9 protein-coding genes are annotated in these 12,100 nt (G+C 71.8%); 4 read left to right on the forward strand and 5 right to left on the reverse strand.

The features are described from left to right. Positions 1–69: 69 nt before the first annotated feature. Positions 70–915 carry a lysylphosphatidylglycerol synthase domain-containing protein gene (locus AB0G11_RS05090; protein ID WP_219499680.1) on the reverse strand — a complete coding sequence of 282 codons (846 nt, stop codon included), beginning with the start codon at positions 913–915 and terminating at the stop codon, positions 70–72. A 662-nt stretch (positions 916–1,577) separates the two neighbouring features. Continuing rightward, positions 1,578–2,405, reverse strand: coding sequence for a class I SAM-dependent methyltransferase (locus AB0G11_RS05095; RefSeq protein ID WP_357584060.1), 828 nt, complete (start codon positions 2,403–2,405; stop codon positions 1,578–1,580). A gap of 159 nt (positions 2,406–2,564) precedes the next feature. Here AB0G11_RS05095 and AB0G11_RS05100 point away from each other — a divergent pair, with 159 nt between their 5' ends. Further along, entirely contained in the window at positions 2,565–3,524 is a 960-nt protein-coding gene (locus AB0G11_RS05100) for a lysylphosphatidylglycerol synthase transmembrane domain-containing protein (RefSeq protein ID WP_357584062.1), read from the forward strand. Here the strand turns inward: AB0G11_RS05100 and AB0G11_RS05105 are convergent. From AB0G11_RS05105 to AB0G11_RS05115, 3 genes are all read right to left on the reverse strand, one after another. Beyond that, a complete protein-coding gene (locus AB0G11_RS05105) occupies positions 3,425–4,486 on the reverse strand; it encodes a glycosyltransferase family 4 protein (protein ID WP_357584064.1) in 1,062 nt (353 codons plus the stop codon). The two genes, AB0G11_RS05100 and AB0G11_RS05105, sit on opposite strands and share 100 nt — an antisense overlap. A gap of 1 nt (position 4,487) precedes the next feature. Continuing rightward, a complete protein-coding gene (locus tag AB0G11_RS05110) occupies positions 4,488–5,381 on the reverse strand; it encodes a glycosyltransferase family 2 protein (RefSeq protein ID WP_308125584.1) in 894 nt (297 codons plus the stop codon). Positions 5,382–5,464: 83 nt separating this feature from the next. Next, positions 5,465–7,468 carry a hypothetical protein gene (locus tag AB0G11_RS05115; protein WP_357584066.1) on the reverse strand — a complete coding sequence of 668 codons (2,004 nt, stop codon included), beginning with the start codon at positions 7,466–7,468 and terminating at the stop codon, positions 5,465–5,467. 99 nt (positions 7,469–7,567) lie between these two features. Between AB0G11_RS05115 and AB0G11_RS05120 the strand changes: the two genes are divergently transcribed. From AB0G11_RS05120 to AB0G11_RS05130, 3 genes are all read left to right on the forward strand, one after another. Beyond that, the gene (locus AB0G11_RS05120; RefSeq protein WP_357584324.1) at positions 7,568–8,947 is read left to right on the forward strand and encodes a hypothetical protein; all 1,380 of its coding nucleotides are present in this window, start codon (positions 7,568–7,570) and stop codon (positions 8,945–8,947) included. 157 nt (positions 8,948–9,104) lie between these two features. Then, positions 9,105–10,736 (forward strand): LCP family protein, encoded by a 1,632-nt coding sequence (locus tag AB0G11_RS05125; protein ID WP_219499691.1) that lies wholly within the window; start codon positions 9,105–9,107, stop codon positions 10,734–10,736. Between the two features lie 162 nt (positions 10,737–10,898). Beyond that, on the forward strand, positions 10,899–12,077 hold the full coding sequence (locus AB0G11_RS05130) for an acyltransferase family protein (protein WP_219499693.1): 1,179 nt from the start codon (positions 10,899–10,901) through the stop codon (positions 12,075–12,077). Positions 12,078–12,100: the final 23 nt, after the last annotated feature.

Consider the following 12,100-nt stretch of genomic DNA (forward strand, 5'->3'; position numbering starts at 1 on the left):
CAACGTCGGGACTCCACGTCCCCCTCTTCGTTCAGCTTATGACCAGCGTCCCCTAAATCGTGGCCCAAATCACACTGAGTCCCGCCGTGCAGCGATTCCCGCCAGCCCGGCACAGATCAGATCGCCCAGAACGATCACCACCCGCGAGCACAGCGCCACCGCGATCGCCCGCCCGCTGTCCATCACCGGAGCCAGCGCCACCACCATCGCGGCCTCCCGCACCCCCGCCCCCGCCGGCACCACGAACGTCATGATGCCCAGGCACCACGACAACGCGAAAGCCCCGACGGCGAACACCAGGCCGACATCCGGAGTGATGAAATACAGGTGCACCCCGTAGCAGGTCCACCCCGCCACCGCCCAGCCCAGCGCCGTCAGCATCCCCCGCCGGGTCAACGGCCGCTCCAACGGCTCCCGCCGCAACCTCCGCAGCCCGAACCCGATCACCCCGTTGATCACCCGGGGCTCCAGCAGCACCAGCAGCACCGGCACCAGGAGCAGCAGCCACCCGAACCGGTCCCATCCGAGCGTCACCAGCGTCACCAGCAGGCCCGTCGCCAGCTGGATCGGCATCATCAGGAAGAACGCCGCCGCGCTGCGCGCCCTCGGCACCCCCAGGTCGCGGCCCATCTCCATCTGCGCCAGCATCGGCCACACCGCGCCGGGGATGTACTTGCCCAGCTGGCCCACGAAGAACACCTTCGCCGCCGGGCGCAGCGGCAGCCTCGACCCCAGGTCGGCCAGCAGCGTCCGCCACGTCAGCATCGCCCCCACGAGCGCGCCCACCACGGCCACCAGCGCCCCGCCCAGCATCGGCCAGCTCAGTGCGGCGAACCCTGCCGCCACGGCATCCCACTGCGACGCCACGGCCCACCCGCCGAACCCGAGCGCCACCCCCAGGAACCCCAGCCGCACCGCCCTCTTGAGCCCCCGCCCCTTCCGGCCCGGACGCCCTGACCCCTCCCCAGAGGGCTCCCCCTCCCAACGGGACTGGCCCTCCGGGGAGGGCGCGCCCTCCCCTGTGGACGGGGCAGTCCCGGAGGGCTCCGCCTCTCCGCCAGGTCCCGCCTCGGCGCGAGGCCGCGCCTCTCCTTGGGGGCGGGCGCCCGCAGAGGGCTCCCCCTCCCAACGGGACCGCCCCTCGCCGGACGGCCGCCCCTTCCCCACGCGGCGCCCCTCCGGGGAGGGCGCGCCCTCTCCAAGGGACGGGGCACCCCCGGAGGGCTCCCCCTCCTCAAGGGGGTGCTCGTCCGAGGACGGTGCCGCCTCTCCCAGGGGCCGGGAGGGCTCCTCCTCGGGGCGGGGCTTCCCCTCCCCGTGAGGACGGCCCTCCGCGAAAACCGCGCCCCCACCAAGGTGGCGGGTGCCCGCAGGGGGCTCCGCCTCCCCGCTGGGTCCCACGTCGGCGCGGAGCCGCGCTTCCCCGAGGGGGCGGGTGCCCGCAGGTGGCGTCGTGTCCCCGTGAGGTTTCGCATCCGTGAGGGGCCGTGCGTCACCGGAGGGGATGTCCTCTCCCCAAGGGGCGCCCGTGGTGGGGGGGACGGGCCGGGGAGCGGGGGTGGGGTCGTTGGGGCGGGTCACAGTGGGGGGATCCGCTCCGGGGGCTGCGGAAGGGGGGCGCCGGCCGGGGGGCGGGGGCGCTTGGTGGCGACCCAGAGGTAGGTGGGCACGAGCGGCAGCAGCAGCCGCAGCGCCGCCCGGGGCGTACGGGCCAGCACGGTCTGGGCGAGCCGCCCCAGGGCGCCGGGGAACAGCTCACCTCCGGCGAAGCGGCCAGGCGTGGCCAGCACCGGGAACGTGTAGTCCCACACGTGGAAGGCGCGCAGCATGCGGCGCAGCCCGCGCCGGGTGCGGAAGCGCTCGTAGTAGTGGTCGGCCTTCCCGAAGGCGCGCACGTAGCGGTCGGCGAGCGCGGGCGGCAGGTAGGACAGGAACGGCAGCTTGTAGTGCGGCTCCATGATGCCGAGCCGGTTGCCCAGCCCCAGGTAGAGGACGCCGTCGTCGGAGAGCACCCGGTGCATCTCGGCGACCACGGCGTCGGGGTCGACCACGTGTTCGTAGATGTGGTTGAACACGAGCACGTCGAGTGACCCGTCGGGGAACGGCAGCGCGGTGCCGTCGCCGCACACGAAGGCGACCCGTTCGCCGAACCGGTCGGCGGCCTTGCGCAGCCCCGGCACGTCGATGTCGATGCCGAGCGTGTGCCCGGCCCCGGCTGCGGCGAGTTCGTCGGCGATGAACCCGGCCGAGCAGCCCACGTCGCCCACGGTCAGCCCGCCGAGCGGTCCGTGGAAGTGCTCAAGCACCGCGATGATCTTCGCGGCCTTGCGCCTGCGCTTCGCCTCGTCGAGCATCGCGGACTGGAACTCGGAGTATTCCAGCTGCGCGACCCGTTGCTTTCCCACGCCGCCCAACAGTACCCGCGCTCGCCGCCCCCGGCCGTCGAACGGGGCTTCGGTACGGCGGCCCGCCGGGGAATCGCCGGCCGGGGCGCTTCGAGGACGTGCTGGTCACGGCGTTCGTGGGCCTATCTCGGGCACCGTTGCTGAAGTAGCCTTGGGCGGGTGATCCGCCGACTGCTGCGCGTTGTGCTGGCCCTGGTCGCACTCGGCTTTCTCGGCTACGGCCTGGCGAGCAACTGGGACGCGACCCGTGACGCCGTGGCGGGGATCTCGCCGTGGGCGGTGGCGGGGGCGTTCGGCGCGGTGCTGGCCGGGCAGTTCTGCATGCTGCTGGCCTGGCGGCAGGTGCTGGCCGGGCTGGGGTCGCCGCTGCCGGTGCGGGTGGCGGGGCGGATCATGTTCGTCGGGCAGCTCGGCAAGTACATCCCGGGCGCGGTGTGGGCGTACGCGGCGATGATGGAGCTCGGCCGTGACCACGGGAGCCCGCCGCGCCGGACGTTCGCGTGCATCTCGCTGGCGCTGGTGATCAACCTGGGGGTGGGCCTGGCGATCGCGGCGGCCACGCTGGCGTCGCAGGAGGCGGTGCGCCAGGCGTGGTATCTGCTGCTGCTCGTGCCGGTCATCATCGTGTGCCTGCACCCGAAGGTGCTGACGTGGGGGCTCAACCTGGCGTTGCGGGTGGCGCGCCGCGACACGCTCGACAGCGTGCTGCCCGGTCGCACGGTGCTGGTCGCGGTGGCGTGGACCACGCTGGGCTGGCTGGTGTACGGGCTTCACACCTGGCTGCTCGCGGGCCGGTGGGACCTCTACGTGATCGCGACCGGCGCCTACGCGTTCGCCTGGGCGACCGGGCTGCTCACGTTCGTGGTGCCGGCCGGGGTCGGGGTGCGCGAGGGCGCGCTGGTGCTCGTGCTGCAGCCGATCATCGGCACCGGCGCGGCGCTCGCGGTGGCCGTGGTGTCGCGGCTGGCGTTCACGCTGGCCGACGCGACGGCGGCCGGGCTGGCGTTCCTGCTGGGCCGTCAGGCGTCGAGGAGCGTCGAGGTGTACGCCGACCAGAACGGCGCCGGGTCGACGGCCTTGACCCCCGACCGCAACCTCTCGGGCTCGCCGGAGGCGTAGAAGCGCTCGATCGCCGCCCGCAGCGCCCCGACGTCGCCCGGCTCGACCAGCAGCCCGTCGACGCCGTCGGTCACGTGGTCGGCCAGCGCGCCGACCCGGGTGGCGATCACGGGCACGCCGTGCTCGTGCCCGAGCCACACGTTCTGGCTGGCCGTCGCGTTGCGGTAGGGCAGCACGAGCGCGTCCGCCTCGGCGAACAGCTTCGGCACGTCGTCGGCGGCCACGTAACCGGGCCGCAGGTCGACCCGGTCGGCCAGGCCCAGCTCGTCGATCAGCGCCCGGGTCTCGTCGAGCCCGCCCCAGAACTCCCCGGCGACGGTCAGCCCGATCCCCTCGGGCAGCGCGCGCAGCAGCAGGTCGAGCCCCTTGTACGGGCGGACGATGCCGAAGAACAGCAGCCGCCGGTGCACCTCCTCGGAACGTCCGGCGTGGGTGGAGGGCAGGTGCGGCGGCAGCGCGGCCACGCGCACCGGGCCGCCGGTGAGCCCGCGGGCCAGCCCCGCCTGCTCCTCGGAGTGCGTCAGCACCCCGTCGACCCGCTTGAGCAGCGCCTTCATCAGCGGCTGGTCGTACGGCTTGCGCTCGTGCGGCAGCACGTTGTGGCAGAGCGCGACGGTCCGGGCCTTGCGGCGGATGCCGTACAGGATCCCGAGGTAGGCGGGGACCTGCACCGGGCTGAGCACGGCGAGGATCACCAGGTCGGCCGAGCGGAGCCGCCGCCCGGCGGCGACCCACCCGTCCGGCCGCCGCCAGTCGAGGTCACGCCGGGTGTTCGGGTACGGGACGCCCTCGGGGGCGGAGATCGTCTGCTGCCCCGGGTAGAGGAACGACGGGTACTGCGCCCGCCACGACTCGATGACCACGTCGTGGCCGAGCGCCGCGAGCCGGTGGGCCAGCTCGGTGGTGTGCTGCGCCCCGCCGCCCTTGTACGGGTAGGTGGGGCCGACGATCGCGATGCGCACGCTAGTCGCCCCGCGACCGCACGATCAGGTCGGCCAGCAGTGCCACCGAGCCGATGAGCAGGCCGGACAGGAAGATCATCACCGTGTTGGACGGCAGGTAGAAGGGGGTGTCGATCATGTCCCACACGCCCTTGGCGATGCCGATGCCGACCAGCCACAGCGCGGGCGGCATGAGCACCTTGAGCGGGTTGAAGTACATGATCATCCGCAGCACCTGGAGGATGTAGCGGTAGGCGTCGGACACGAAGCTGAACTTCGACTTGCCCGCCCGCTTGGCGTAGTCGATCGGCACGTAGTGGACGTCGTGCTGGTTCATCAGGAACGACAGCGTGATCGTCGTGACGCAGGAGAACCCGGGCGGCAGCAGCCGCAGGTAGGGCCTGGCCACCGACTTGCGGAAGGCGCGCAGCCCGGAGTTGAGGTCGGGGATCTTCTGCCCGGCGAGCATCTCGGCCACCTTGCGGATCACCCATTTGGCCGGGACGCGCAGCAGCTTGTGCGAGCCTTCCTCGCTGGTGCGCGCGCCGACCACCTGGTCGATCGTCTGGTCCTTCTCCAGGAGCTGCACCAGCTCGGGGATGCGCTCGTTGGGGTAGGTCATGTCGGCGTCGGTCCAGACGACGATCTCGCCCCTGGCCTCCTGCGTGCCGATCCGCCGCACGGTGCCGGAGCCGCCGTTGCGGTGGAAGGCGCGGATGCGCAGGTGCGGGTAGCCGGGCGCGGCCTCACGCAGCCTGGCCAGCGTCTCGTCGGTCGAGCAGTCGTCGACGGCGACGAGCTCATAGGTGTAGCCGCTGGAGTCCATGGCCTTGGTGATGCGCTCGACCTCGTCGATGACGTGGTCCTGCTCGTTGTAGCAGGGCAGGACGATCGTGACGTATGGCGCTTCTTCCACGGCGTTTCCACTCTGGGGGGTCTCAGGCGTGCTCACGTGCGTCGAGGGTACTCTGCCCCGCAGAAACGCGGGTCCACATCAGGTCAAGGGATCGCCATCCAGACGTTGACGCGGAGCGACCAGGTGCCGTCCGGGCGGCTGGTCAGCGAGCGCTCGTCCTGCCGCGTCACCAGGGCCATGACCTGCTCGGGCGTGCCGTAGGGCGCGACCTGGCCGGATTCGGCGGCCAGCACGACGGGGGTGCGGCCGGCCGCGCGCACCCGGGCGAGCACGCGGCGCACGTCGTCCTCGGACGCCTCGTCCGCCTTGGCGGCGGGCACCCCGCACATGCCGCGTACGACCTGGGTGAACCGGTCGCCGGTGACCCGCTCCACGATCACCACCGAGGCGTCGTCGGGGATGCGCGCGCACATCCGCGCCACCGCCGCCGCCTCGCCGCGCTCGACCGGGGTGAACGCGGTGCCGATCGACGTGAAGACCGGCGGCGCGAGCACCAGCAGCGCGAGCACCGGGGCGGCCCACCGCCGGGGGAAGCGTCGGGGGAAGCGCCGGGCCAGCCATCGGGCACCCCACACGGCCAGCAGGACCAGGCCGGGGATCACCACGGGCACCAGGCGGCGGGCCGCCCACGGGTGGTCGGGGGTGATCTCCGGCCGCAGCAGCGTCGTCAGGGTCGTCCAGCCGATCACCGCCAGCGGCAGCAGCCAGGCGGTCTCCCTGCCGCGCAGCAGCCGGCGCAGCAGCACCGCCGCGGCCAGCGTGGCCAGCACGACCGCCGGGACGCCGATGTACCACCCCACCCAGTGCAGCGAGTTCTCGAAGTAGAGGCGGGAGCCGTCGGGCGGCAGGCCGTTGGCCTTCTGGATCTGCTCGATGAAGACGAAGGTCCGCCGGTCGTCGACGTTGTCGGGCTCGCGGCGCACGGTCTGCACCCAGGGGCGTACGGCCAGGCCCGCCATGACGAGCACGACCAGCGCGGCCCCGGCCTCCGGCAGCCGGCGCGGCAGCCGTACCCGGGCCAGGGCGGGCGCGGCGGCCGTCCCGGCGGCGGTCAGCAACAGCACGGCGCCGCAGATCAGCAGCAGCGGCTCGACCGAGCGCGACAGGTAGTCCAGATAGGGGCGGGACAGCACGTAGGCGGCGAGCAGCCCGGCCCCGGCCCCGGCCAGCAGCCCGGCGAGCAGCGGCAGCCCCGCCCCCGAGCCGCGGGCGAGCCGTCCGGTGCGGCCGGGGAGCCGCCGCAGCGCGATGAGCAGCCCGGCGAACGCGAGCGCGGGCAGCACGTCGCGCAGCCCGTCGACCCGGACCAGCACGCTCAGCCCGAACACCAGCCCGGCCAGCGCCGCGAGCGCCCGCCGCTCCCGCTCCAGCGCGTCGTGCACCAGCGCCAGCCCGCCGAACAGCAGGATCACCGACGGGATCTCGCTGAACGTGGCCCGCGACGTGTAGAGCACCGGCATGCTGACCGCGAACGCGAGCGCCGCCACGGGCGCCCACCAGCCGCCGACCAGGCGCGCGGCCAGCCCGCCGACCACGAGCACCGCCAGCGCCCCCAGCACGGCGGGCGTCAGCAGCATGCCGCCCAGCCACTCCCCCAGCGCGTACAGCAGCGGCGGCCCCGGCATGAACTGCGGCACCACCGCCCCGTCGCCCCGGTAGAAGCCGATGCTGTCGAACACCAGCGCCGGGTCCGGCCCGCCGAACGCCTCCGCCCGCGGGTCGATGGGCAGCGAGCCGTGCCGGGCCAGCCACACGGCGTACTGCGCGTAGGTGGCCGGGTCGCGCCGGACGAGCAGCTGCTCGCTGTGCAGGACGGCGTTGAACACCCCGGACCCGAGCGCCACGGCGAGCACGGTGGCCGTCTGCCCGGCGGTGGCGGTGAGCGGAGCGGCCCGCCGCGCGCCCGCCCAGCACAGCACAGCCGCGCCCGGCAGCCCGATCAGGAACGCGGGCAGCGGCCGGAAGCCGTCAGCGAGGAGCAGCCCCAGCCCGGCCAGCAGCCACCCGGCCACGGCGAGCGCGGGCAGCACGGTGACCACGGCGAGCACCCGGCCCGCCGCCGGGGCGCGCGTCCGGGCGAGTTCCATCGACCAGCGAGCGTATCCAACATCACGACGGCATCACGTCGACGGCATCACGATGACGCCCCGCAGGTGGAAGCCCGGTAGCGTACCGGCGTGCCGGACATGCGGGAGGTCGTGCGGGTGGCGGGTCGGTTCGTGCGGCGTCACCGGTGGTTCCTGGTGGTGCTGGCCGCCGGGGCGCTGCTCAGGGTGGTCACGATGCTGGGCTTCCGCCCGGCGCTGTGGTTCCCCGACTCCTACACCTACATCGTCACCGTCTTCCATCCGCGCCCGGACCTGGTGCGTCCCGCCGGTTACTCGATGTTCGTCAAGCTGCTGGAGCCGTTCCACTCCTTCGGCGCGGTGGTCGCGGTGCAGCACCTGCTGGGATTGGCGACGGGCGCGCTGGTCTACTGGGCGGCGGCGCGGCGGGTGCGGCGGTGGGCGGCGGTGCTGGCCTCGGCGCCGGTGCTGCTCGACGCCTACCAGGTGGAGCTGGAGCACCTGCTGGTCTCCGACACGCTGTTCATGTTCCTCGTCGTGCTCGCGGTCGTGCTGGCGCTGGCCGACCGGCCGAAGGTGGTCACGATCGGCCTGCTGCTGGCCGCGGCCACGCTGACCAGGACCGTCGGGCTGCCGCTGATCGCGCTGCTGGCGGGCTGGTTCCTGCTGCGGCGGCAGGTCCGCCCGGCCGTGGTGATGCTGGCGGCGGCGCTGGTGCCGGTCGTGGCGTACGGGGCCTGGTTCTACGCCACCTACCAGCGGGTCGGCATCGTGGGGGCGAACGGCGTCTTCCTCTATGCCCGGACGATGTCGTTCGCCGACTGCGAGCGGATGGACCCGCCGCCGGACCTGCGGGTGCTGTGCGATCCCCGGCCGCCGGAGCAGCGGCCGCCGTCGCAGGAGTACATCTGGGCCAAGGACGCGCCGCTGGTCAGGCTGCCTGGCATCACGTTCGCGCGGGAGACGGACGCGCTGGCGGGCAGGTTCGCGCTCCTGGCCGTCCGCTCGCAGCCGCTCGACTACGCGGGCTCGGTGCTGTCGGAGCTGGGCCGCTCGTTCGTGTGGGGCCGCCCGGTCTACCCCGACCAGGAGATCTACGGCTACTATCAGTTCCCGTCGGTCTCGCCGCCTCCGCCCGGCCGCTATCCGGCGCGGCACGGCGCGGAGCTCGCCCGGCGTTACGAGCGGGGCGAGATCGGCACCCGGGTCGCCGAGCCGTACGCGGGCTGGATGCGCGCCTACCAGGACGTGGCCCGGCTGCCCGGCACCGCGCTGCTGGTGATCCTGCTGGTCCCGCCCGCCGTGGCGGCGCGCAGGAGGTGGTCGGGGACGCGCGCCGCGACGCGCCCGGCGCCTTGGCTGGCCCCCTGGGCGGCGGCGGTTGTGTTGTTGGTCACACCGCCGGCCGTGGCGGAGTTCGACTATCGCTACGTGTTGCCGGTCGTGCCGCTCGCCTGTTTGGCGGCGGCGCTAACCTGTAGGAATCCTCAGAGTTCCTAAAGAATATTCCCCGAAATGTCCACCTCTGAGTATGCTTTGGCCGGTAAACATCACGCCCGTGTCACGGCCGTTTCGCGCGGTCATGGCCCCGGGCACGCCGAACGTGACCTAGTCTCGTGGCGCAGTACGACCAAGCCAGGACGAGGCTAGGGGGCGCATGAGTGACTACAGGAGCGCGTCCGTGCAGGACCGCAGGGTCGCCTCGACGCAGCCCGGAAGCCGCATGGCCCGCAGGCAGGCCGCGGCGGCCCCACCGCCGCCGCCCGAGGATCCGCCGCGCGGCCACCGGGGCAGGGGGCGCGGCAACGGCGGCAACAAGATGCGGATGCTCGCCTGGGTGAGCATCGCCGCCACCACGGTCATGGTGGCCGGCTCCCTGACCGGCTACACCGTCTACCGCGACGCCTTCGGCAGCATCAACCAGAAGGCCGTCAAGGACGACATCCTCACCGAGCGCCCCCGCGACACCGGCGCGCTGAACGTCCTGCTCGTCGGCTCCGACACCCGCGCCGGCGAGGGCAACGCCCGATACGGCCAGGAGCTGGCCCGCACCGCCGATGCCGGCGGCAAGCGCACCGACACCATCATCGTCATGCACATCTCCCCCAACCGGGACGCCGCGCGGTTGATCAGCTTCCCGCGCGACTCGATGGTGACGATTCCCAAGTGCAAGAACGAGACGACCAAGCAGGAGATGCCGCCCCAGCGGGCGATGATCAACTCCGCTTACAACTCCGGCGGCATCGCCTGCACGATCGCCACGCTGGAGACCCTCACCGGCATCCGCATCAACCACTTCGTCGAGGTCGACTTCAGCGGGTTCAAGAACATCGTCGACGCGCTGGGGGGCATCGAGATCTGCCTCAAGTCCGGCGTCGACGACAAGGACTCCAAGCTGAAGCTGCCGCCCGGCAAGAGCCTGCTCATGGGCGAGCAAGCGCTGGGTTACGTACGGCTGCGCAAGTACGGCGACAACAGCGACATCCAGCGCATCAAGCGCCAGCAGATCTTCCTCAGCAAGGTCGTCGCCAAGGCCACGAGCGGTGACCTGCTCACCGACCCGGGCAAGCTCACCTCGTTCGTCACGGCGGCGGCCAAGTCGGTCACGATGGACCCCGAGCTGGCCAACAACCCGCAGAAGCTCATCGACATCGCGATGAGCGCCAGGGAGCTGACCGCCAAGGACGTCAAGTTCACCACGATCCCGTGGATCCCCGACCCCGAGGACGAGAACCGCGTGGTGTGGAAGCAGCCCGACGCCAACGAGCTGTTCCAGTCGATCATCAACGACACGCAGATCGAGGAGGCCGAGCCCAAGCCGACGGCCAGCGCCAAGCCCAAGCTCGCGCTCAAGCCCGAGCAGGTGCAGGTCCAGGTGCTCAACGGCACCACCACGCCCGGCAAGGCCCGCGAGGTCGCCGACCAGCTCACCAAGCAGGGCTTCAAGGTCGTCCAGCTCGGCAACTACCAGTCGCCCGACGGCCAGAGCCTGGCCAAGACCGAGGTGCACTACCCGAAGACGGCGGCCACCGGAGCCGACTACGCCGACGCGCTCGCGGACGAGCTCACGCCCGCGCCCCAGGCCAAGGCGGGCAAGGTCAGGGCGACCACCACCGAGCCCTACACCGGGACCCAGACCACCGGCGCGGCGACGCCCACGGCCAAGCGGGCCCCGGTCGTCCAGCTGATCGTGGGGGCCGACTTCAAGGCGGTCAAGGTGACCAAGCTTTCCGAGAGCGTGGAGAACTCCACGATCAAGGCATCGGAGCAGAAGAACGTCTGCGTGTGACCCTCCAAGTTGCCTGTGTACCCGGCTCGCCGGAGGACAGGACCGTCCGGACCGGGATATCGTGGTTCGGGTCGGCGACTGGGCTCGCCCGCGCCGTGAAGGCGCGTCACGCGTGTCGTCTGTCGTGTTCCCCGGCCCCGAGCGAAGCTGAGCGACTCCCCTGTGTCTGACACCAAGCACTCTCCCCCGGTCACGGCCGCGAACGACGGGCCCGCCAACACAGGCGCCCGATGGCCGCTGCCGGAGGAGGCCTTCTGGAGTGAGCGGACCGACCCTCGCGGCGAGCCGCCGCAGAGTCTCCGGGAGGTCGCCGAGGAGCCCGCTCCCGAAGAGCAGCCCAAGCGCAAGCGCGATCCCTATCTGGACAACGTCAAGTTCATTTTGATCGCGCTGGTGCCCATCGGCCACTCCCTGGTGCCGACGCTCAGCGCCGACTCGGCCCGCGCCGCGTACATCTTCATCTACACCTTCCACATGCCGCTGTTCGTGGTCATCAGCGGCTACCTGTCCAGAAACTTCTGGAACTCCAACGCGAAGACGAACAAGCTCGTCGACACCTTCCTGGTGCCGTACGTGATCGTCGAGGTCGGCTATGCCGCGCTGCGCTTCGCGCTGGGCCAGAAGTGGAGCCTGACGATCATCGATCCGGCCTGGCTCAACTGGTACCTGCTGGCGCTGCTGTTCTGGCGGCTGTCCACACCGGTGTGGAAGCGGATGAAGTATCCCGTGCCGGTGGCGATCGCCATCTACCTGTTCGCCGGGTTCTCGGAGATCTCGGGCGACTTCAGCATGGACCGGTTCTTCGGCCTGATGCCGTTCTTCGTCATCGGGCTCGTCATGCAGCCGGAGCACTTCGAGCTGCTCAACCGCCGCTGGATCAAGATCCTGTCCGGGTTCGTGATCGCCGCTGCCGCCGCCGTGGCCATCTACATCGCGCCGAAGGCGCCGCTCGCGCCGTTCTACTACAAGAACAGCTACGAGAAGATGGACCTGTCCTGGTACATGGGCCTCGGGGTGCGCACCGGGCTGCTGCTGTGCGCGCTGGCGCTGTGCCTGGCGGTGCTGGCGCTGGTGCCGCGCCGCGAGACCTGGTTCACCGACCTCGGCACCCGCACCCTCTACTGCTACCTGCTCCACGGCATCCCGGTGCTCATCGCCAAGGAGATGGGCTGGCTGGAGTTCCCGTGGCTGCACGGGCCGCTGGGCGTGCTGGCGATCAGCTTCAGCTGCTTCGCGCTGGCGATCGTGCTCTGCCTGCCGGAGACCCGCACGGTCTTCAAGTGGGTGCTGGAGCCGCGCCTCACCTGGCTCTACCGCCGCCCATCCAGGTCCAGGAGTTAAGCGACCGTTTCACCCGCATTTAC

This window comes from Nonomuraea sp. NPDC023979 (genome assembly GCF_040639085.1).
GTDB lineage: Bacteria > Actinomycetota > Actinomycetes > Streptosporangiales > Streptosporangiaceae > Nonomuraea > Nonomuraea ceibae.